The organism is Phycisphaerae bacterium, assembly GCA_035384605.1.
Lineage (GTDB): Bacteria > Planctomycetota > Phycisphaerae > UBA1845 > PWPN01 > JAUCQB01.
On the sequence record DAOOIV010000045.1, the window covers coordinates 1 to 23,555 of the forward strand.

Here is a 23,555-nt window from a genome sequence, read left to right on the forward strand (position 1 = left end):
GCTCGGTGGAGGATTGACATCGTCATGAATGCCGAATGCGGAAAGGATTCCGCAGGGGATGCGGCCCGGAAAGGATTCCGGGCCAAGCGAGTGAGGAGGTGGCCCGGAAAGGATTGCGGGCCGAGCACGGCTCTTGGGTTGAGGCCGAAGGCCACCTTGGGTCATGACTTTAATCCTCACTGATAAGCTTCTTGCATGCGTGTTTGGCAATCAGGTCGCAGTGTTTTGGTCCTGCTCCCCAAGAACGCTCGCTCTCGGACAGGCGCGCTCGCCTTCTTTGCCGCGAATCAGCTGCTCAACTAGTGACTCGGCGTCTTGAATTTCCGCGGTCTGAAGCTACAATGAAATAGGCAACTGAAAGGATTAAGCAGATGGCCAAACGAGATAGCGGCACCAGCAGGCCATTTATGCGTCTTGAGGACATCGCCCGGGCGGCAGGTGTCAGCACCGCCACAGTTTCCTACGCTCTGGCGGGCACGAAAGGGGTATCGGCGGCTACCCGGCGCAGAATCTTGAAGATCGCTGACGAACTGGGTTACGTGCCCAACCGCCAGGCCTCCGGCCTGCGGGCGCAAAGAAGCTTGATCCTTGGTTCTTTGATCCCCGACATCAGGAACCCGTTTTTCGCTGACATCACCGCCGGCCTGGAAAGTGCGGCCGCCTCCCTCAACTATCGTCTCATGCTGTGCGTGACGGAGGATGACCCGGCCGACGAGGCCCGCCACCTCCAGATGCTCTTGGAGCACCATGTTGACGGGCTGGTGATCGTCCCGGTGGCGCGGAGCCCGGAAGGTGCTTATCCAAACCTAGAACTGCTCAAGCTGTTCCAGCGACGCCAAATTCCGATCATTTCCATCGTTGACGGCATTAACGAATTGGAGACCGGCCGAATCACAACCGCGGTCTACCAGGGTACGCGGATACTGGCGGATCACCTGATCAGTTTGGGGCATCGCGACATCGCGTATTTCTCGCAGCCGTTCCAGCGCATCCAGAAATATGGGCGGCATACGGCCTACCACGATGCTCTTCGTGAAGCTGGTATTCCCTACCATCCCGAACTGATGGTCGAGACTGGGCTGAGCCCGGGGGAAGCTTATCGGCAGACAGGCCGGCTGCTCGATAGCGGCGTGCGGTTTACCGCCGCCATGTACCCCAACGATTACATGGCCGTCGGCGGTCTGCGAATGTTTCGCGAACGAGGGATTCGGGTGCCTGACGACGTCTCCGTCACCGGTTTCGATGACATCGAGCTAGCTCGTTATTGCGAGATTCCTCTCACAACCGCCGCCTTCCCGGTCCGGCAGTTAGGAGAGATGGCGATTCGGGAACTCGTGTCACTTCTGGGTCGGGCGGATCGCGGAGACGAGCAGCCGACCGTCGATGTGGCCCTTCGGCCGACGCTGGTGGTGCGGCAGTCGACCGGCCCGCCGCCGGCATGAGTACCTGTGGAGTGCACGGCTGGGTCGGGCTCTCTGATTGCCAGGGGCCCTTTGGGATCCTCTCACTCGAGGAGAAAATCGGTCCGCGTGAGGGCAGCCAATGCCGAAAAGAAGGTCAATACCTCATGCATATCAGATTGCTTTCTCCTGAGGGTCGAGGCTCGTGCCTGGCGGTATGAATTTCCGTGGTCCACGCAGACAATGGCTTGTGACACATCGGCGGACAAGGCGACAAGATTGAACGGCTCCAAGCATACGTGCGTCGTTCTCGTCGGCTTCAGGTTGTTACTGCCGCTTTGCGCAGCTGCGTCCGCGGTGGCGGCAACCAACGTCCCACAATTCGGCGTCTTCGAGCAATCCTTTACAGCATCCGGCAGCTACGCAAACCCTTACACCGAGGCTTCCGCCACGGGCTTCTTCAGCCGGCCGGGTGGCGGGACTCTAACCGTTCCCCTGTTTGGGGAGGGCGGGGCGACCTGGAAGCTCAGGTTCTCGCCCGATGCTCTCGGAACATGGACCTGGTTTGCGTCCTCCGCCGACAGTGGCCTCAACGGACAGTACGGGCAGTTCTCGGTGGTTGGGAGCACCCTGAAGGGCGGGATCCGGCGGCGGGCGGCGACGCCGCACCACCTCGAGTATCAGGACGCCGCTGTTTTTTGGCTCTTCCGGGACACCAACTTCGGCATGATGGCCGACAACTCGGCTGAAAACTCGGAGCGATCGACGATCCAATCCTACATCAGCCTCCGGGCATCGCAGGGCTTCAATCTCACCCATGCCGAATTGATGAACCACGGCGGGTGGTCAGCGAACACCGGAGGCAATCCGCTCGCCAGTTACATGAACGAGACCATCAATCCCGCCCACTGGCAGGAAGTGGACGGGCGGGTCGGCGATCTGAATGCCGCCGGGATTACCGCCAGCCTCTTCCTGGCATGGAACAACAGCGATCCGGCACCGCCCTCGTGGAAATCCTTTGCCTCCGACGCCGCCCGGCTTCGCTGCGCGCGATATATCGTCGCACGTTACAGCGCTTTCAACGTCCTTTTTGTCGTGGTCGGTGAGTGGCAAGAGTCAGGCCCTTATGCCCCGCTTTATGGGGCCGTTGGCAGCCAGATGGCAGCCGACGACCCGCATGATCGGCCGATCGCCATTCACTGCACACCCGATCCGGGAACCGTTGAGCCGCAGTTCGCAACGGCACCGTAGATGTCATTCGGCGACTTCCAGCAGAGATACACGGATCTTCATCAGGGGATCCTCAGCGCTCGCGTGTACGATAAGCCCGTGATCAATGCAGAATATGCTTACTACCTCCGGGACATGGACGGCGACGGCATCGTGGACAAGCCTAACAGCGCGACGCTTGAACAGATCCGACATGCGACCTGGGACATCGCGATGGCCGGCGGCTACTTTGTCACCGCATGGGGCACGACTTACTGGAATGGTTTCCGCGCCCCCGGTCCTTTCAATCCCGACGATCCGCGCAACGATGACTGGGAGGAGGACGTTCAGCACATTCGTGAGTTGTTCACGTCTGTGCCCTGGTGGGAGTTGGAACCGGCTGACGCCCGTGTGAGCGGGCCAGGCATTCACTACTGTCTGGCCAACGGCCTTGACGCGCACCTCGTGTACGTGAGGCAAGCCGGCGGCCCGATCAGCCTCTCGCTGCAGGGGGCTCCTCGCGTGCTGTACGCGGTCGAGCGATTTGACCCGCGAACAGGTGCTTACCTATCACTGCCCCACCACGAGGCCCCGATTGCGTTGTCGATCAGTCCTCCGGACAGCCAGGACTGGGTCTACCTGGTCACGGCGGTGCCCGGTTCGCTGGTGGCCACCGGTGACTTCGACCGGGACAACGATGTGGATCAGGCCGATTTTGGTCGCCTTCAGGGCTGTCTCACGCAGTCCCCTCACGTCCCCTCCCCGGGTTGCGAAATCGCCGATCTCGACCTCAATGGGCGTATCGACCAGGCGGATGTAAACGTGCTGCGGGCCTGCATGAACGGCCCGCAGATCGATCCTCCCTCGGATTGCTTGCAGGACTGAGATGCCTCATCTCCCCCGACTGGTTCACTCGCTTGTGCAAAGACGGCCCGCGGCTCCAGCCATAATGGGAATGCCGCCCGCGGAGGAAGCGGCGGCATCGCACAACTTCGCTCGCTCGCACCCGCCCGTTCGCAGATCACGGGACGTCGGAAGTCACCTTTGGATCTCTCACGCCGTACATTCTCATCCATTGGTCACCGGTTCGCTTGTCGCTGAGCCAAAGGATCCGTTCGGCGTGGCCGTCGCCGTGCAACCAGTTGCAGAAGCTCTTGAGGTGGATTCGCGTACCGGCGCGGCGTTCAGAGCTTCGCTGCATGTACCTCGGTTTGAAGACGTCGAGCAGATCCAACTTGCCTTCCGAAGCCGGCCGAAGCTTGCGCATGACCTCACCGTGCTTGACTCGCGCTTCGGTCAAGTGATCAGCCGTGGTCGCGTCCGGCTGATCGCCTTTTCCCTTCTCAAGGGCCGCGTCGCCGATGACAATCACACGGGCCGGGCATTTCCAATCGTTCAGCGGCGTAGGGCCTTGAGCCTCGATTTCTGCGTACGGCCGGTCCCACATGCCCGGACCGATCTCGGCCCTCACGGCATTGACCACATAGTCGACGAACGGCGTCGGCGACGTCAGCGACCGCTCAGGGCAACGGAAGATCTCGAATTCCTCCACTGGCACCTCGTTGACGTTCTTGTAGATGCGGCGATCCCCGAACTGCCGCGGAAGTAGCTTGATCCAGTGCTGGGCATTTGCGTCGCCGCCGCGGGCCATGTAACCGTTGTTTTCAGCACCATATGCCATCTCGGCACTGCCAAACTGCTTGAGATTACTGAGGCATACAGTCGCGCGAGCAATAGCCCGGGCTTTGCTTAACGATGGCAGCAGAATCGCCACCAGCAGGCCGATAATGGCCAGCACGACCAGCACTTCGATCAAGGTGAAACCAAGGTCCGCCCTGCGCCCTCTTGAATCCCCTGAAACTGAAAGCGAGCGACGTCCCATTCCTGCACCTCCTACAAATACGGCCCGTCGCGCGAAAAAAAAACATAGCTAAACCATCGGTGTTGACCTTCGAAAGATGACACCATGAGCATCTTAAACGATTCAAGCCCGAAATGCAACTCTCTTCAGATTTCCATCTCACCAGATCTTCAGCCCGGAACGATGCTCCGCCAATAATGTCCTCCGAATCGGCTTGTCTGCATCGGCGCATCAGCCAATATCTGCACAGGAATTCACAACCCTTGAGCGAGCAACGCCAACCAATTTCACCGCCGGGCTGTCCATGCGCCATGTTCGAAAAGAGCCGCTTGCCTCTCCTCCTTGGCGACACAAAGGGTTGATATAAAAATACTTACGTCTGTTCCGATGCGTTTTGTTGTCTTAGCTAAGATGATCAGGCGACCGAAACCTGCGATCGCCGCACCCACCTGGCCAATCTGGCATTTCAAAAACACCTCGGTCGGAACCATTTCACCCACTTCGCCAGGACAAGCTAAAATTTCAGTATAGGTCGTGCTAATACATGGCTACTTATCTTCAAGTGACCGGCGATCCTTGGCGTTTTTTTGGCTCCTCGGCTGCTAAACCCGCTTGATTTACTGAAAGGATTCTGTTAACTTGTGGTTGTTTCCCTGGAGTGCCGATAGCACCACAGGGAACTGACAGCGATTTTCAGCAGTTCAGGGATGTGGTTGTTGGATGATGTTTTTTGAAGGCGTTTCGACCGGGAAGGAGAGGCGGATGCGGCTCTCGGGTGAATCGATTAAGCGTCGTATATGCAACGCGCGCAACTCTCCATTCAGGCACGCAGAGTCTCTTGTGAGGAGGAAGGAATCGTGAAACGAAACATGATCAAAAGTACGTTCTGGACCGTAGGGGTCATGGTGGCTGCCCTCGGTGTCTTTGGCCAGAATCTGCTTGCAGGAACCCCGTATCCCGGCCCGGCATCGCATCCCATCCCGGGTGTGATCGAGGCGGAGAACTACGACGCAGACGGCGCCAACGTGTCCTACTTCGACACCACGGCGGGCAACTCAGGAAGCACGTATCGCGCCGACGACGTGGACATCCAGATAGCCTCCGGCGGTAGCGACGTGGAAGGTACCGTCGTCTATAACGTCGCGTCGACCGAGTGGATGGAGTACACAGTCGAGGTGGCCAGTGCCGGTACTTACAAACTGGTCATGCGCTGTGCGGTGAACACCAGCGGCACGCAGGTGCAGTTCAAGCTCGACGGCAACGCGATCACACCGGTGACGACTCTCCTCAGCGGTGGAGCCTGGAACCGCTGGGACGAAATGGCCTGGACCGTGAGCTTACCGGCCGGACAGCATGTGCTGCGATTCGAAATGGTCGCGGGCAGCGCATCTGAAGGCGTCAAGATCAACTGGTTCTCGTTCACCCCATATGTTGAGACCTTCGACCGGCCCGGTCTGGCTTTCTGGCGGTTTGACAACGACGGCGGCGGGCCGACCGTTCTTGACCAGACGGCCAATGGCAACAATGGCACCGCCACCAACGTTGCTTATTCAGCCTTGATTCCGCCAGTCGCTTGGCCGACGATTCCATACCCGGGAGCCACCACTCCGACGCCTCCCGCGGCACCGAACGACGCTCCCGCTCCAAACTGGCCGGCGCACGGCGCCCCCCGCAATGCCACCTCGGCGGATTTCGAGCGGGATATGGGAGCTTACATTACCGTCGCAGATAGCGAGACTCTGGACAGGGGCGCCGACAAGAGCTGGACGGTCGAGGCCTGGGTCAAGCTCGAGACGGCCGGCGACATCGGGAACAGCACGACGCGCCAATGGCTGATTCATAAGAAAGCCTTCATGACCAGCGACAACTTCACGGACTACGCGGTGCTGGTCAACGGTGCCGACTATGTGAACAACGCGACATGGATCAATCCGGAGCCCGATTGGCCGAATTATGCGGGCCTGACCGGAAAGGAAATCGTGGTCCTGTTTGGCAGAGCTGACGGATCGGGAACCGACAGGGTGGTAAGCCGACTGCAGGTCTACGATCCGGCCGCCTCGGGCGGTGCGTTGTGGCATCATGTAACGGTGTCATACAACGCGGTTAAGAAAGAAGTCATCTTTGTTGTAGATAATCTGCCGCCGGAGCGGGTGACCGGCTTGTCTCCGACCAACGTACCCAATAACGGACCGCTGGTGATTGGCGGCCACATCATGGGCAACGCCAACTCGGTCAACCAGACCTTTGACGGCCAGATCGACGAACTGTGGATCGCGCCGGAACCGCTGGCCGGGACTCCCGGCAACACCGGCGCGCCGCTCTTTGTGCCGTGGTTCTGGGAGAACGAAGGCGTGGCCATGGACGGCACGTTTACCACTGAGGACAAGGCTCCGTGGAAAGAGCGTCCCAGCAAAATGAGCGAGGATAATTCTTGCTTCTGGCAAGTCGAGACGGATCCGGCGGATTCAGCCAACGCGATCCTCCACCTGTTCGACGACGCCAATCTCGCCGCTTATTACTTCTGGGATCATGACACCTTCAACAAGGTCGATTCGGCGGCCTACAAGAAAGAAACCTGCACGCCGCAGAACATGTCGCAAGGCCTCGCCTGGACGTGCCGGTTCAAGTTAACGCGGCACATGCGGAACGAGCTGGGTTCACCGACCCAGTCGCAGAAGTTCCTGCGTTTTGTCAGCGATCTGCAGGGGGCGACGGGCGCGAACGCTCATTTCGGTATTACCGTGCAGCATACGAACGAGACGACACGGACCGGCATTTCGGTCAGAGACGATGCCGGAGGTACGGGATGGGTTTCGGGCGATATCACCAACGAATGGCATGTGCTGCACGGGGCGGCGTGGGTGCTCGCTGACAACGAGGTGCAGCACAAGCTTTGGCTGGACGGCACGGAGGTCGCGAGCTGGGTGCGCACGAGCCGCCAGACGACCTTCGACCCGTACATCGGCTTCAACGACAACAACCGCCGGTTCATGAGCGAGGGATACATCGACTACGTAAAGATGACCGGCGCGGGCGGCGCGTGGGCTCCGGACGGCACGAGGCTCGGCACGTGGCTGGAGATCTGCGATAACGGTGTGGATGATGACGGTGACACCCTGGCCGACTGTGCCGATCCGGACTGCCTTGGCTGGAGGGCCGAAGTCTGCACAAACGGCATCGACGACGACTGTGACGGTTACACCGACTGCGCCGACTCGGATTGTGTGAACAATCCGGTCTGCTGCACGCACGACCCGGCATTCGACATCGACGATGACGGCGACGTGGACCAGGCGGATTTTGCCGTCTTCCAGGCCTGCTTCATGACCGACTGGGCAACGATGAGCGCCGACTGCCGCTGCATGGAATCCGACGGCGACAACGATATCGATCAGACAGAGTACGACGCCTTCGAGGCCTGTGCCTCGGGAGCCGGCATATCGGCCAACCCGGCGTGTGACGATCCATTATGATCGGGGGGCGCCACCGCGCAGCGGCGATGATTCCGGCACGCGAGCGTTCGTGTACTGGCAATGCGTACTAATGCCAGGATCAGCAATTGGTTTCGAAGCTTTAAGGCGGCCCCACGATAAGGGCATCGCGGCGGCCACGGCCCGTGGTCTTGCGAACGCCGGTGTGTCCGATCGACCCGACTTGCCGGCCGACGCCGAGCCGCGTAGCGGAAAAGCTTTAGCCGCAGGCATGGGGCCGCGAGGGTTTGTTTGGCCAAGACGGACGTCTATGAGGTATAATAGTAAACGGTCATCATAGAAGACTATGTTCAGGGATGGGCTTGGTTGCTCAGGGATGCCAGGAGGTGCAACATGATCACTTCCACATGTCATCGTTCAGGGAGCGGAAAGGTTATTGAGGCTGGTTCGAGCAACCGCCGGCAGACGGCCTTCACGTTGATCGAAGTCCTAGTCGTCGTGGCGATCATCGCACTGTTGATTGCCATCCTCTTGCCCTCGCTCAAGGCGGCGAGGGAAAACGCCAGGGCTACCGTCTGCGGACACCAACAAAGGCAGTTGGCTCAGGCCGGCACCATTTGGATGACCGAGGGCAACAAGAACATGGTCCCGGCGCACCGGGGATGGGCAACTCACGTCCTGAGGGTTATGAAAGGGCAGGCCGACATGTTCAAATGCCCGTCCACGGAAACACTGGTGCCCATCGCCCCGGTCCTGATCAGACAATACCGGACAGGCTTTACCTATCCGGCCCTCTCGACAGACAGCCCATATTTCCGCCGAAATCCGAATCCGGACGGCCAAGGCTTCTATCGGGCGGACATGGAAACGGAGGCGATGGAGCAGTTGGGCAGCGGTGCAGGCGATGCGGATTTCGACGATGCCTATGTTTACACCAAGCCCTTGGGCGACGGCAAGATCGCCGAAGTCTACGCCGTGAAGGCGGGGACGGGCCGCGCGCTGAGTATGTTTGATTACAAGGGCAAGTTGCTTGCCGAGTACTTCAGCACGACGCCGCGTTACCAGTTGCCCACCCTGTGGGGCAGCTACGGAATGAACCTGTCGGCCGCCATCCCGGGCGCGAAACCGTACAACATCCTGTACCTCGACTACACCGATTGGGCGGCGGTGGTCGAAAGCCGGTTTGGCGTCATTTCAGCCTACGACGGCAAACGCCGGGGCGACGGCAAGCCGGGAAGAGAGAAGTACGAATGGGTCGACCCTCGCCACAACAGGCGAGTGAACGTCTGTTTTCTGGACACGCATGTCGAACGTATGGTACCCCAGAAACTGGTTCCGCCCCTAAACGAGGATTTACCCTCGCCGTGGCACCCGCAACGCCCGCCCGGCTGGATAGTCCCCGGCCTGCCAGCGGAGTGACAGAAGTCACGAGTACGAGAAGGGCCTGCATCTGGGGGATTTAACAAATCCCTGCTGCTGCGGAAGCGTTCTTGTCTCAAGTCAAGGTCCAACGTGACCGGCTTCACTTGTAAGGACACCACCTCACGACACCCCGTAGCCCCTTGGCATGATCTGCCCGGAGCGCTTTTGCATGCTGGGCGAATCCATTACCATTCCGCCAGGCGCTCGGGGCCTACGGCCAAAACGGCTCATCTGAAAGAGCTGTGGCCGTGGCACCCGCAACCGCGCGCCTGGAGTGACTTCATGGCCCAGAATGAACAGGTGCTGGTGGTCGAGCGGAGGGTGGTGGAAGAGGTGGGCATGTTCCACGGCCTGCAGTTTGACGTGGAACGTTATCTCGACAAGCTTTTTGCAAAGGACGTTCCGCGGTTCATGCTTCGGTCACAGGCCGAGAAGGACCCCGCGTATAAGCAGCTCATCCCGTATGTCATCATGACTCACGACGGCAAGTACCTGAGCTACGTCCGCGGGCGCAGGGCGGGCGAGGCGCGGCTGATCGGGCTGCGGTCCATCGGGATTGGCGGCCACATCAACCCCGGCGACGACATGCCCCTGTTCAGCTCCGATTTCCGCGACGCTTACCGGACGGCCGTGGAACGTGAGGTGGCCGAGGAAGTATCCGTCGAGGCCGGCCACACCGACCATATCGTGGCCCTGCTCAACGACGACCGCAACGAAGTCGGCCAGGTCCACCTCGGGATCGTCCACCTATGGGTCCTAGACGCGCCCAAGGTCACCAAACGCGAGCAGATGATCACTCAGATGTCCTTCATGACGCCGGCCGAGCTGCATGAGATCCGCGACGACATGGAAACCTGGTCCAGCCTGTGCGCCGACGGCTTGGAGGAAATGGTCAGACGAACGCGATGAGCCACGGCGGTTGACCCGATACGGCGTATTCTGTTGACGCCTCGAAGCCATGGCGATAGGGTGTCGCCGGAAAAAGGCAGCAACAACTCCACCACGAAGTGAGGGCATGAAAATGATCAAATGCATCAGCTACTGGTCCACGAAAGACGGCTTGGCCGGCAAGACGACGATCGAGGAGGCGCTCAGGGTGACCAGGGAGGCCGGGTTTGCGGGGTTGGAGTTGTGCATCGGCACCGACGGCGTGCTGACGACTTCGACCTCGCAGGCCGATTGCGAGGCCATCCGCAAGAAGATCGACGCTTCGGGGGTGATCGTCGAGACGCTCGCCAGCGGGATGTGCTGGGGCTTCAATCCGACGAGCGATGACCCGGCCGTGCGGCAGAAATCGATCGAGCTCCACTCCGACGCTCTGCAGCGGGCGGCTTGGCTGGGTTGCAGGGCCATGCTCTACGTGCCCGGCGTGGTCAAGAGCCCCATCTGCCCGGACGTCGTGCGTTACGACATCGCCGTCGAGCGGGCCCGCGAGGGTGTCAAGAAGCTGCTGGACGTGGCCGAGAAAGTCGGCGTCGATCTGTGCGTCGAAAACGTCTGGAACGGCATGTTCTACTCGCCGCTGGAGTTCATCCAGTTCATCGACTCATTCGGTAGCAAGCGTCTGGGGGTTTATTTCGACGTCGGCAACGGCATGGGTTACCATCAGCATCCGCCGCACTGGATCGAGCTGCTCGGCAAGCGGATCAAGCGCGTGCACATCAAAGACTACAATCTGAACTTCGGTTGGCTCGGCGCGTACTCATTCTGCGACCTAGGTGCCGGGCAGGTTCCCTGGGCCGAAGTGATGGATGCCCTTCGCGGCGTGGGCTACAACGCAACCCTCGTGGCCGAAATGATGCCCTGGGATCCGGGCACCCTGGCCCGCACCAGCGCGGCTCTTGATGTGATCATGAGAATGTAAGCCGGCCGCGAGGTTTCGGGCCGTCGATGAATCATCTCCGAGACACCGCCGCTGACCACCGCCATTCGGCAATGATTGCCGACTGGTTGGCCGGATCGATACGTTCCACGACCGCTCGGAAACGATCAGTCAGGATCCGGCTGAAGACAACCGTTGCCGCCGGTTGATCGGCGGTGGTCTCGAAGGGGCCAAGCAATCTCCATTCATTAGCCCCCATATCCCAGCTTTCCACGCGTCCGGCCGTCGGCAAGGGTGTGCGAATCTCCATCTCCGTCATCCCCGTCGGCTGCGGCAAACGCACCTCCAACCACTGCGGCATGGGCAGCCCCGGCAACGACACCCAGCTCGTGTTGACATCGCCGTCGAGAGCATCAACCCCGTCCGTCCACGAACTACTGGCCCGCGTGCGGACGCCTTCCTGATAGGCCGGTACGTTGACATCCGCCCTGACGTGAAGCAAGTCGGTTCCATACCGCGCATCTTCGATACCTGTCCGGGCAGGGGACAGCCGCGGGTATGAACCGATGGTCAATTCACTCCGCCCTTCCGGAAGAGCGATCGACACCAGGTTCTCATGCTGCTTGAAATCCACCGGCCGGCCACCAAGCCGGACCCACTTCACCTGCGCTCCACGATCCACAGCGAGGGTGACCGACGTCGGCCGTTCAGCCCAGAATTGGGCGATCATCTGGGGGGCGTCTTTCAGGTGCGGCCACTCGACAGCCCCGGAAAGACGATGGTTGGCCCTGAGCACCTCCGCGCCTCGCAGATTGACGTATGTCCCGTTGAGGAAAACGACGGCCCCATCCTGAACCTCCTCTCGGCCGGATGGCCTGATGCCTGTGGGCATGGCAGCAGCTACACGAGCATCCGACCGGAGCCGCTCCTTGTTGCCCGAGTCCGCGCCCGTGACGCTTAACCAGAAAGCCTGCGATTCTTCGCCCTCCTCATCCACGGTTTGATACGAGCCGGGTCCAAGCGAACGCACGACACAGTGCGGGACCACAAACCCGGAGCCGACCTGTGTCGGCCAGCGACACACCGTGACAAAAGACACGTGAGAAGCCGGCTTCTCTGCGCGGAAGCGGACGTATTTCCTCGGCAAGGTCCGATGGTAGCCATCCTGGAGAATCGCCTGAAGCGGCATATCCGCCAGCACCTGCAAGAGGCACTTGTGTGGCCCGCGACCGATTTCCAGATCGTTCGGACCGCTCATCCCAAAGGGATTCTCGGGATGCAGAATCAGGTCGAATTGATGTTCGCCTTTGCCCTCAAGCCGGTCACAAATCACGACGAGGCCATGCCGTGTGAAAACCAGGTCCCGCGTCCACGATTCCAGCTTGTCCGGATATGCAGCCTTGAGCTGTCCCGATGCCGCACCGATGAGCGAAGTCCCGACGGCCGCAAGGAGCTCGCCGTCCGCGCGTACCTGATTCTCATTATCCACCATGACCACGTTGTGAGCGACGGTCCTGGAAAGGCAACTGCCGTAAATGGGACTGTTGTAATTGGCTGAGCCCGAGTCGATGATTGTCGGCCGACCGCCGCCGAACAGATAAAACGTGCCGATGTCATGATGTCCGCGATTCTGGTGAAACTTGATCGCCGCCATGGGGTCATACGGGCCCCAGCCACAACGCATCACCACCTGCCCGATATCCTGAAAGGCTCGGATACATGCGCCGGCCTGCGGTTCCTTTTCGCGCAGTCCGGGGTCGTCCCATAGCAGGATGCGCGGTGTGCCGGGTACCGGCGTCGTACGGCGATATAGCCACGCGGCCAGGCCGTCGTTGCGATTCTTCATCAGACAAGTCAGCAGGTCTCCATACCATGAAGTGGTGCCCCCCTCGTCGCCGAAATCGACCACCGCAGACTTGACGGCACCGCTTTCTTCCCAGGCGATGATGCTCCACGCCATGTGGTCGAGCAGGTTTTCCGGCACATGCGTAAACAGATTCTCGCCGGTGACCCGACGCAAGGCATTGGCGAAGTCGCAGACGTAGCGTGTGCCGTAGTTCATGTAGCTGATGCTCTCCTTGTAGCCGCCGTCGCGGCCGAAGTTCGGTTCGGACGGGCCGATCACCGGAATCGGCTTCGGACGATTCACCGGCCAGGGGTTGTCGACGTACCAGTCGCCGCCGCGATCGTGGAGCCAGGCGCGAACGCGGTTGCGCACCAGTCGAGTCCAATGCGGGGCTTCGGGTTGCGCGCCAAGAATGGCCAAGGCCCCCAGCCCGGCCGAGGCCGAGCATACCATCACCCAGTTTCCGGTGGGGGTCTGGTGACGGGGAATCTGTGATGAGCCTATCGGATCGGCCCATTCGCGGACCAGCATGCGAATACCCTTGTCTGCCAAGGCCTGTCGAACGGTCTGCCGTTGCGCATCGGTCAGGTGCGGATAAAGCAGGTCATAGCCGACGGCCACCGCCTCGACCATCATGGCCGTCTCCAACGCTGATCGCCACGGCGGATCAAAGTGCTTCGGATCGTCAAACAACGGGCCCAGCCAACGCTCGTACGAACAGGCGGTCATGAGCATTTCGACGCCCTTGGCCGCCAGGGTCTTGTCGCCGGTCACAGCGGCGACAAACGCCACGTTCTCCAGATGCCGATGGTACCAACCACTTGAAACGCTGTAGTTTCCGTGCTGGCCGACACCGCCCTTTGCATACTGCTCGGTGACCGGTTCGAGCTCGAGGGCGCTGTGCGCGGCGTTGACCTGGTACTGCCAACCGCGACGAAGCCTTTCGGATTGGCCGATCCTTTCGCGAAGAGCCGCAATCTCCGAGGCGTCGACCAGAAGGTAGGGATGAGCCAGATCCGGGGGCACGACCACGGCATCCCGATCGGTCTGGGAAACGAAGAAGGTCCGATAGTTGGCCGGCGGCGTCCAAAACCCCTCGTCGTCGCCGCAAAAGGCCCGCCAGTAGTACTGCCCGTCGGGCAGAGGCTCACCCTGGTAAGCCACCAACACCACGGGCGAGATGCCCGAGGTGTCCGTGATCTCGAATTCAGTCAGGGTGAAGCCGTCGGCAAAAGCGGCGTCGCGAGCCAGTTCCACGCGGTACTTCGTGGCGGAAGACAGGCCGCAGATGTGAAATGTCGGCCGGCGCTCGGTGATCGTCTCGTAGTCCGAGGGCCACACGGGCAGCGGGGGCAGAATCTTCACATGAACCCCGCCGACAGGCATGTCCCCGGCACGCAAGACCGGCGGCACAAGAAGCGCCGGCCAGGCAACCACCATCGCAACGAGCACGCTCCGCAGCCTGATCACCATCTCGGCCTCACCCCCGTCATCCGTACTTTCATAACCGCCACCACCGGGGAAGGACGTCCGCCGTTGGGCGTCATCCCAGCCGCACGCATATCAGCCGCGCAGAAATCCGCGAGACGGGAACCGATTATAACCCGCCCGCTTCGCGCCTGTTAGTTATCGGGTCTCCATCCGACTTCAAGGCCCGCCTTCGGATCACCGATGACCCACCAGGCAGCCTCTGGATGACAGCGCGCCTGTCAACAAGCGTTCAAATGGCAAGAGGATAGTTTTTATCGCTCTGAAGGAGGTCAGGATGCCACTCAGCAACGCTGCGGTCGCGGAACCGCCGGCTCAAACGGCGTCCTCCGCAACGACGAATATCTACCAACCCGTTCCCCCCGAGTCCCTCGAGCAGGCCGGTCTGACCAACGAGATGGTCGACGCCCTGATCTTCAAGTACCTCATGAACGTCGGTTCGGCACCGGGCGCCAAAATCGCCTCCACGCTGGCGTTGCCTCACCCGCTGGTCGTCGAACGGCTGACGGATCTCAAGAAGCAACAACTCCTCGGCTACGTGGGCAACGCCAACATGGGCGACTTCACCTACACGTTGACCGAGGCCGGCCGCGGGCGAGCCCGGCAGTTCATGGAAGAGAGCATGTATTTCGGCGCCGCCCCCGTTCCGCTCGACGCCTACTGCAAGGCAGTCGCCGCTCAATCGATCACCAATGAGAAGCCCGGCCCTGATCAGCTCAGAAACGCCTTTTCCGACCTGCTCATCAACGAAAGGATGTTCTCGACCCTCGGACCGGCGATCAATTCCGGACGCGGCCTGTTCCTCTATGGCCCTCCCGGAAACGGAAAAACCAGTATTGCCGAGCGGATCACCCGCTGTTTCGGAAGCGAGATCTACATTCCCTATGCCATCCACATCGACGGCTTCATCGTCAAGCTCTTCGACCCCGAGATTCATGAGCGGATTCCGTTACCCAAGTCGTCGATCTTCAAGACCGCCGCCGTCGACGAGCGATGGGTGCGAATCAAACGCCCCACCGTCGTGGTCGGCGGCGAATTGACCATGGATCAGCTCGAAATCCGCTGGAATCCCACGACCCGGGTCAGCGAAGCCTCGATGCAGCTCAAAAGCAACTGCGGCACGCTGGTGATCGATGACTTCGGCCGGCAGCGCATGAACCCCTTCGAACTGCTCAACCGCTGGATCGTGCCGCTGGAAAAGCGCTTCGACTTTCTGGCCCTCGCCAACGGCGTGAAAATCCAGGTGCCGTTCGATCAGCTCCTGATCTTCTCGACCAACCTCGAGCCGAAGGACCTCGTCGACGACGCCTTCCTGAGGCGTATCCCCTACAAGATCCACGTCGACAACCCGTCTGAGGAAGAATACCGCAAGCTGATGCAAATGATGTGCGACTTCCTCGGGATCAAGTACGACGACGCACTGGTCACGAAGCTGATCGACAAACACTATGCACAAACGGGTCGTCCCTTCCGCTGTTGCCAGCCGCGCGACCTGGTCATGCTTTCCAAGAACTACTGCGAGTACAACAAGATCCCCGTCCACCTCGACGAAGAAACGCTTGATTACGCCGTCAGCGTCTACTTCACGGTCATGGAGGGGACGTGAGAACCGGCATCACCCGCCGGACATGACGCTTTAGCGCAACAGGCCTCGGTCCGCCCGGTATTCAGGCGAACCGAGGCCCGTTCGTTTTTCAAAAGGCCGAATCCGGCCGCAAATCAGGCGGGCGAAGCTGCTCGGTCCTCTCGGGCGAAGCTCCGGGCCAAAACGACCAGCACGACAACCGACAGCCCCAGAATCACCAGCGGCAACACCCTCGACACCATGCGGCCGGGGATCATCCATGCCAGACCGGCAAGCGTCAGACCGGCAAGCACTACCGTCACCACCCAAAGGATCCGCGGATGGTGGATCAACGGCGTGGCGATAGCCAACGTACTGTACGTACCGCTGAGCGAACCGACGATCATCGCGAAAGCGAAACCGTGAATGCCCTCGCCGCCGAAGAAATACATGACGAACAGCGTCATCAACACGGTCAACGTCGTCAGGATGGTCCGCGACAAGGTCTGGTTCAATGAGTCGTTGATCAGCCGGGCTGAGATCGTCGCAATACGGCCGCGGTTCTCACGAATGCGGTCAAAAATCACGATCGTGTCGTTGATCGAGAAGCCCACGATGGTCAGAAGGGCGGCGACGATGTTCAGGTCGATCCGAAAATCGCGAAGCATGAGCACCTCGCCCACCCGTGTGTGCCAGACGTGGTGGGCGATGAAAATGCCCGCCAGGGCAATGGCCACGTCGTGATAAAGGGCGAGAATGCCCGCCAGGCCGAAGGTCAGCGACCCGAACCGGATCCACAGATAGGCGGCGATGGCGATAAGAGACAGCACCACGGCGATAATCGCCTTGGTGATCGCCTCGCTGGCTACCTGGGGAGAGAACTGCGTCACTCGCTGCAGCGACAGGCTGGTCGCCAGCGCCTCCTTCACCAGGTTAACCTCCTTCCTGGCCACGTCGCCAAGCCACTTGGTGTTGTCCTCTTCATCGAGGTAGCTGAAGACCGGGTCCTTGACCATGATGGCCACGCGCGTGCACGGATCCACGGCCGGATCGCCTCCTCCCGCGGCCTCAAGGCCGATCACTCTCGTGGGGCGCGACCCCTGATCCTCGAAGCCCGGCTGCAGCCGCATCCGCTTGATTCTCGCTTCCAACTGGGCGGCACTTTGCGCGGGGTTCAAACCATCAAAGACCATGACCAGTCCACCATGGAAATCGATCGTGTCCGATTCCATGGCTTCGCCCCGTCGAACCCTCTGGACGATCTGGGCCTGAGAGTGTCCGCCGATGACGTCCGCCAACACCACGGCGTCGCTCTTGATTGGATAGATCCCTTCAGGGGCTCTGTCGGGGTCGGTTTCCAGCCGGGCGTCGACCGCGGGCGTCACCTCAAGGATCTCCCCCATGGTCGCCAACATCGCCTCGGCCACCAGCGTCTTGCGCGGCTCGGTGACGATGACCTCGTATGCCTCTCGCTTCTCACCCTCCGAGGCCAGCTCGATCGTCTGCACGCGGGCCGACATCAGATTGCGCCAGGCGTTTGAAGCGTATTCGGCCGCTTTCCTCACCTCTTCCTGAACGCCGGCCAGGTCCAACGGCTTGGGGGCTTCCTCTTCGGAGGTTCTCGTGGGAACCTTGACCTGGACGATCACGCCCTTACCGTCCTCGGTCGGCGTGACGCCGTTACGAGCGACCGCATCATCCTCCTCAAGGGTGGGCATCAATAACGACGTGATTTGAGACGCCGTCAGATCGCCCGGCGTCGTGACCCGGAAACGGTTTTCGCCCACCTCGGTGACCGTCGCGCCGGCCAGCCACGTTGCGGCCTGCCTGAGCCAGTTGGCCGCGTCGTTGGCGACAAGCTGCTGAATCTTCTCATCGTTGAGCTGCTTCTGACTGTCGGCCTTGATCTCTATCTGGACACTGGTTCCTCCGATGAACTCGATGTCCATGTAATCGGCAGGCTTCACCATGAACATGCCGAGCAGGCCGATGCCGATCACCGCCGCGGAGCAGGCCCAGAAGATGCGATACTTGGCCATCCAGTTGATGTTCGGTGCGCTCAGCAGTTTGAACATCGGCAGACGGTTGGCTTGCCGGTGGCCGGTTGCCCCATACAGGAAACGGAACAACCACAAGCCGGCCATCAACACTACCGCAGTTCCCGCCAGCCAGGCCACGAAGACACCAAGCCCGTAAAGACGCGAATCCTGAAGAGTGTCGGGATTGTTCGCCAGGTACCCTGTTCCCATCAATACCCCTGCCGCTACCACCAGAATGCCCGTGCCCAGCCAGGCCTTGTTCGTTTCCTCTCGGTTCAAGGTATTGGGCACCATGATGTGGAAATACTGGCGGGTCACGAACAAGGCTGTAAACATGCTTGTGCACAAGCCGATGCCCAGCGTCAGGCCGAAACCTCTGATCTCTTCGCTGCCGATGACTCCCAGGATCACGGCCGTGATAATCGTGGTCACGTTCGAGTCGAGAATGGCGCTGAACGCCTTCTCGTAACCCAGCTTCGCGGCCATCCTGACCGAAATGCCTCGCTGCAACTCCTCGCGCATGCGCTCATAAATCAGCACGTTCGCGTCCACCGCCATGCCCAATGTCAGCACCAGACCGGCGATGCCCGGCAGCGTAAACGTGGCCTGCAGAAAGCTCATAATGCCCAGCGTGATGACCATGTTCAGCAAGAGGGCGATATCGGCGATCGCGCCGTTATAGAAGTAGTAGACGGCCATGAACACCGCCACCACAACGAACGCCATGACCGAGGCCCGGAAACCCATCCGGCGGTTGGTTTCACCCAGCGAGGGGCCCACGCTGTTCTGTTGCAGCGGGACTTCCTTGAGCTTGGCCGGCAGAGAACCCGCCTCCAACGTGCGAACGATGTAGTCGACTCGCTGCGGCGTGAACCGGCCGGTGATCTGGCCCCTGTCCGAGATGGCGCTGTGGATGTTCGCCGAGGAGATGGCCTCGTCGTCCAGGACGATGCACAAGGGCCGCCCGATGTTGTTGTTGGTCAATTCCCAGAACTGCGCTGGACCGTTCCCGCCCAGTTGGAAGTCAATGGCCAGGCGACCCAACCGGTCGCGGCCGGGATATGCCCCGGCCAGCGTCCACCCCGTGTTTCTCAACAATCCCATGTCCGGCGTCGCGTGGGCCAGAACATACTGCGAACCCGCGTACTCACGAATGATGTAGTACCGTTCAGACCAGTCGCCCGGATCCGGCTTGGCGATCTTGATCCACATGAACTTGTCACCGGTCTGGACGCGCGGCCCGAACCGCGACAAGTTATTCTCATAGGTTGAGATCTCCACCTGGTACTCCGGATTCTTCGCGTCGGTCATCGCCAGGTTGCCCGGTGAGCGCGTCGCCAGGATGCGAAACTCCAGAACACCGGCCCCCTTCAGGAGACGCATCAGGTCCGCCGGATCATCGAGCGAACCCCGATATCGGGCGCACGCATCGTACGTGCGGATCATGTTGTCGATCAGCTCAGCGAGGTCACTGTGTTCGCTCTTGAGCCGCTCGATTCCCTCAACGCGAGTGGCGCTCTTTCTGCCCAGAGCCAGCAGGTCCTCCAGAACCCGGATTTCGAGGTTCTTGGCAACCAGTTGCTTGATCAACTCGTTCCGCTTCTTGAACGCATCGTCCACTTGTTGCGCCAGCGACGTCTCAGCCGAAGGCTGAGTCTGTGCCGGCTGCGTCGTTGCACCCTCCTTCTCGAAGCGACTGCTCAGCTCCCTATACTGCTCGTCCACCCTGACCAGCTCCTCGAACAGCGGTCTTCGGCTCTCATACTTGCCCACCAGCCGATTGATCGCCTCATCGCGCTGGGCCGGAGGCAATCTGAGGGCCTGTCGGATCTGTGGCTCGCTGATGTACGTGTCGATCAGGGCCTGCCGGGCATGGTTGTACTTCTCGCGGTTTCGCCGCTGATGCTCAGGCGCCCTCGGGATTTGGATTTCAAGGCGGTTGCGCCCGATCGGCCGCCAGATGAGGTTCCGGTTCCCTTGCGGGTCCACGCGGTTCTTGAGCACGTTCATCACCCGCTTGGCAAGGTCGTAACTGCTGTCCCCTGTGTCATCGATCTCAAACAGCAGACTGTGCCCGCCGCCCAGGTCGATGCCCGGCTTGAGCTGTTCCGTCGTAAAAGGGTAGGTCTGCCACAACGACAGGCCGGCAAAAATCACGATCAGGCCGACTTTCGACCACAGATTCTTCTCGCCCATGACAATTACCTCAGAATCGCAATGGCATCCGTCGCCGGATGTCCTCGTCTCATTCACCTGTCCACTAACGGCATTTCTTTGTGATAAGTCCAGTCATTCCGAACCACGGCGAGGCGGCTGCAAGTACACGGGAAGATGATTCCACGGGCGATGACTTGCCCTCACCAAGCGTCATCTACCCCATGAAAGGAGGTGCATGGGATTCACGACAGATAAGTCGACAGCGCTGTCTCGGCGAACCCCCCGGTGCCGGCTCGATCCACAGGATCGTCGCTCCGCGACGGCACGGGGCTTGGCAGAAGTCAACCGTGGAAAGATGCCCGGAAGCGCCGATCGGCCGCTCCACCGGCGGGCGTGCCGCGACGCCGTGCCAGACGTCCGCCTGCGGCGCGATTTCAAACCTTTGGCGGTTCTCCGATTCCGGTCGGGAGTCGCTGGACCTGGTCGTGGAATCAGACCGGGACGAACCGGTTTTCGCGGAGTCGTTCTCGATCGGCATGGCCCACGCACGCGTTGAAAGCGTGCCAGCCACCAGCACGAGAGCAACCAGCCAAGCCGGCCTCAGCGCAGATACATCGGATTGGGACTCGTCCGTTCCCTGCATAAGATTGCGTATGATACCGCGGCCGGGCCAAGGGCATCAACCTGGCCGGCGACTGAAACAGGGAGGCGGGGGCCCCGCGGCTTGCTTCCCTGCCCCTGTCTGGGGCATCTGGCAGCTTTGTGGTATCCTGGGAGCACTGGCCCTTGGGGGCAACTCGCCCACCCGGCCGCACACATAGGGGGAACCATGCCAATGACAACGCTGCCCGATAAACCCAAGCTCAGGCGCGTCGAAGCCTTTCCTGTGAGCGACGACGCTCGCGGCCCGCTCTATGTCATCCGCGACCCCTGCGGCTTGGCACCAGGCCTGATTACCCTGTCCCCGGTCGCCATGTTCATACTGTCGCTCATGGACGGCGAACACGGCCTGCTGGACATCCAGGAGATCTTTGCCCGCCACACCCTCCAGATCCTGCCCCGGCAGCAGCTTGAAGACATGGTCCGACAACTCGATGAGGCCCATTTCCTCGACAGCCCCGCCTTCGAGGCTTATTTCAACTCCTTGGTCGAAGCCTATCGAGCCGCCCCGGCACGCATCTCGGGCAGCGAGGAGTCCTTCGGGGCCCCACCGGGCCAGATGGGGACCGTCATCCAGAAGATGCTGTTCGACGGCCAGGATATGCCGGCCAGGTCCAACCGCAGGCTGCTCGGTCTGGTCGCACCTCACCTGGACTACCCGCGGGGGGCGCCGGCCTATTCCAGGGCATACCGGATGCTGGCCGCCACACAGCCGCCCCGACGGGTAATCATCCTGGGAACCAACCATTTCGGCCAAGCCTCATCAGCCGTGGCCACACGAAAGGATTTTCAGACCCCGCTCGGAACCACCGGGACAGACCGCGCGTTCATCGAAGCTCTCGAAAACAAACTCGGGACCAGCCTCTGCGAGCACGAGTTCGACCATCAGAGAGAGCACTCCGTCGAGTTGCAGTTGCTGATCCTCCAACACCTGCTCCGCCCCGAGCAGTTCGAGATTGTTCCGGTACTCTGCCCGGACGTCTGCGGACCGACCGGCACGGCCCCGTACGACGGCAAGGGAGTAGACCTCCGCGATCTGGGTGAGGCTATCGGCGAGTTGATCCGGGCGGATCGCACGCCTACCCTGATCGTGGCCGGGGCGGACCTCAGCCACGTTGGCGGGCAGTTCGGAGACGAGCGGGATCTCGACGCCGCCTTCCTCCAAGAGGTCGAGCAAAAAGACCGGGAGGCACTCGACGCCTTGATCAACCAGGGATGCGAGGCCTTCGTCAGCGTGCTCAAGTCCCGTGAGAACGACACCCGCGTGTGCAGCGCGGGCTGCATCTACGCCATGATGACCGCCCTGCGCGGCGCCCGACCTGAACTGCTGACCTATCATCAGGCCGCCAGTCCCCAGGCAGGCAACGGCGTAACCTGCGCCGCTATCGCGGTGTGGGAGAAATAACCCCTCAGTTGTGCAAGCATCCAAGGGTCGCGCTCGCGGACCAAGCCGTGTGCCGGCGCATTTCGCCGATCGCGACGGAACAAGCCCCATCCTCAATTACGCGTTCGCCGTTCTTCATTCCCCGGCGTCGCGGTGGACAATGCGGGGGTTAACGTCATGCATTCTGAGAATGGCACCCGGGCTTTCGGGCTGGCCCGTCCTCGCGGACAAGTACGCCGCCTGGATCACGGCCATGGTCGCCAGGTGGTCGCGAATCGAAGACCGGAAGTGCTCCGACTTGCTCTTGAGAGAGGACAAAAAATCTTCGACCGAGGCGAGCAACGGATTGGCGGCCCGCGGCAGCTCTGCCAGCGTTCTCTCCCCAGCCCGGTCGCGACACAGCACGCACCGCGAATCGATACGAAGCGTCCCGCCGGTCCCGAAAAACTCGATTTCACACCGCTCGGGTCCGGAGGTCCAGCAAGCGGTCACCGCCGCCACCGCTCCGCCGGAGAACTGACAGATCAGCGCCGCCGTATCCTCGGTGTCATAGGGAAACCGGGTTCCAGGCCGCGATACGCCCTTGGCGGCCGCATACACCGTCGCTGGTAACCCCATTACTTTCACCACGGTGTCCAACAGCTCGTAACCGCGGTCCAGCAGCACACCGCCGCCAGCCCGGACCGAGTCTCCCCGCCAGTCAAGGTCCTCACCAGTGCAGAGATACACCCCGCCCACCGCGAGGAAGAAGCGTCCCAGCCGATCCAGGCCGACCGCGTCCGGCTGCAGCGACGGCTCCATCCCCCAACTCCGCGACACCACGATCGGACACCTCGCCTTTTCGAACCGTTCCATGATCTCGACCGACTCGTCGAACCGCCGCGCCGCCGGTGAAAGCATCCAGACCGGGCAGCGATGCTCAGCCGCCAGCGTCAGATACTTCCCGCGAAGAAAGGGAGGAACTGCCACGAAAAGCGCATCCAGCGGATTCTCGACAATGAGCGACCGGAAGTCGTCGTAGGCCGTGATCTCCGGGTGCCTTTCGACGAACCGGTCAATCCGATGCGATTTCCTGCTTGCCACCGCGGCCAGTTGACACCAGGAGCTTGACAAAAGCGCCTCGGCCACGATCTGCCCGCCCCTCCCAAGGCCCATCAGGCCAACCTTCATCATCGGTGCCTCCTTGCCGACCATCGGTGCGCCGACAGCGCTCGTTGCAGCGGTACAGTCGTGCCGAGAAGCTCACGCCGGGCCGTCACCCGCCGGACGCGA

The 23,555-nt window shown here is 61.0% G+C and carries 13 protein-coding genes; 9 read left to right on the forward strand and 4 right to left on the reverse strand.

The annotated features are described in order from the left end of the window. Positions 1 to 371 precede the first annotated feature (371 nt). The 3 genes from PLL20_11450 to PLL20_11460 all read left to right on the forward strand — a co-directional run bounded on the left by PLL20_11450 (position 372) and on the right by PLL20_11460 (position 3,494). Positions 372 to 1,442, forward strand: a complete 1,071-nt coding sequence (locus PLL20_11450; protein ID HPD30603.1) for a LacI family DNA-binding transcriptional regulator — start codon at positions 372 to 374, stop codon at positions 1,440 to 1,442. 315 nt (positions 1,443 to 1,757) lie between these two features. Next, positions 1,758 to 2,651, forward strand: coding sequence for a DUF5060 domain-containing protein (locus PLL20_11455; GenBank protein ID HPD30604.1), 894 nt, complete (start codon positions 1,758 to 1,760; stop codon positions 2,649 to 2,651). Positions 2,652 to 2,729: 78 nt separating this feature from the next. Next, positions 2,730 to 3,494: a hypothetical protein gene (locus tag PLL20_11460; protein ID HPD30605.1), complete on the forward strand. Its 765-nt coding sequence runs from the start codon at positions 2,730 to 2,732 to the stop codon at positions 3,492 to 3,494. Between the two features lie 136 nt (positions 3,495 to 3,630). Here the strand turns inward: PLL20_11460 and PLL20_11465 are convergent, their stop codons facing one another. Further along, positions 3,631 to 4,491 (reverse strand): type II secretion system protein, encoded by an 861-nt coding sequence (locus tag PLL20_11465; protein HPD30606.1) that lies wholly within the window; start codon positions 4,489 to 4,491, stop codon positions 3,631 to 3,633. An 836-nt stretch (positions 4,492 to 5,327) separates the two neighbouring features. Here PLL20_11465 and PLL20_11470 point away from each other — a divergent pair. From PLL20_11470 to PLL20_11485, 4 genes are all read left to right on the forward strand, one after another. Then, entirely contained in the window at positions 5,328 to 7,943 is a 2,616-nt protein-coding gene (locus PLL20_11470; protein ID HPD30607.1) for a carbohydrate-binding protein, read from the forward strand. A gap of 351 nt (positions 7,944 to 8,294) precedes the next feature. Beyond that, the gene (locus PLL20_11475; GenBank protein HPD30608.1) at positions 8,295 to 9,320 is read left to right on the forward strand and encodes a prepilin-type N-terminal cleavage/methylation domain-containing protein; all 1,026 of its coding nucleotides are present in this window, start codon (positions 8,295 to 8,297) and stop codon (positions 9,318 to 9,320) included. 285 nt (positions 9,321 to 9,605) lie between these two features. Further along, a complete protein-coding gene (locus PLL20_11480) occupies positions 9,606 to 10,232 on the forward strand; it encodes a hypothetical protein (protein ID HPD30609.1) in 627 nt (208 codons plus the stop codon). A gap of 106 nt (positions 10,233 to 10,338) precedes the next feature. Next, positions 10,339 to 11,187: a sugar phosphate isomerase/epimerase family protein gene (locus tag PLL20_11485; protein ID HPD30610.1), complete on the forward strand. Its 849-nt coding sequence runs from the start codon at positions 10,339 to 10,341 to the stop codon at positions 11,185 to 11,187. 31 nt (positions 11,188 to 11,218) lie between these two features. Here the strand turns inward: PLL20_11485 and PLL20_11490 are convergent, their stop codons facing one another. Beyond that, positions 11,219 to 14,464, reverse strand: coding sequence for a heparinase II/III family protein (locus PLL20_11490; GenBank protein ID HPD30611.1), 3,246 nt, complete (start codon positions 14,462 to 14,464; stop codon positions 11,219 to 11,221). Between the two features lie 292 nt (positions 14,465 to 14,756). On the opposite strand from PLL20_11490, the gene PLL20_11495 reads away from it, so the two are divergent. Beyond that, entirely contained in the window at positions 14,757 to 16,085 is a 1,329-nt protein-coding gene (locus PLL20_11495) for an AAA family ATPase (GenBank protein ID HPD30612.1), read from the forward strand. Between the two features lie 113 nt (positions 16,086 to 16,198). Here the strand turns inward: PLL20_11495 and secD are convergent, their stop codons facing one another. Further along, complete coding sequence (gene secD / locus PLL20_11500) at positions 16,199 to 20,278, reverse strand: protein translocase subunit SecD (protein ID HPD30613.1); 4,080 nt, start codon at positions 20,276 to 20,278, stop codon at positions 16,199 to 16,201. A 790-nt stretch (positions 20,279 to 21,068) separates the two neighbouring features. On the opposite strand from secD, the gene amrB reads away from it, so the two are divergent. After that, positions 21,069 to 22,304 (forward strand): AmmeMemoRadiSam system protein B, encoded by a 1,236-nt coding sequence (amrB, locus tag PLL20_11505; GenBank protein HPD30614.1) that lies wholly within the window; start codon positions 21,069 to 21,071, stop codon positions 22,302 to 22,304. A 114-nt stretch (positions 22,305 to 22,418) separates the two neighbouring features. Here the strand turns inward: amrB and PLL20_11510 are convergent, their stop codons facing one another. Then, positions 22,419 to 23,456, reverse strand: coding sequence for a Gfo/Idh/MocA family oxidoreductase (locus tag PLL20_11510; protein HPD30615.1), 1,038 nt, complete (start codon positions 23,454 to 23,456; stop codon positions 22,419 to 22,421). Positions 23,457 to 23,555: the final 99 nt, after the last annotated feature.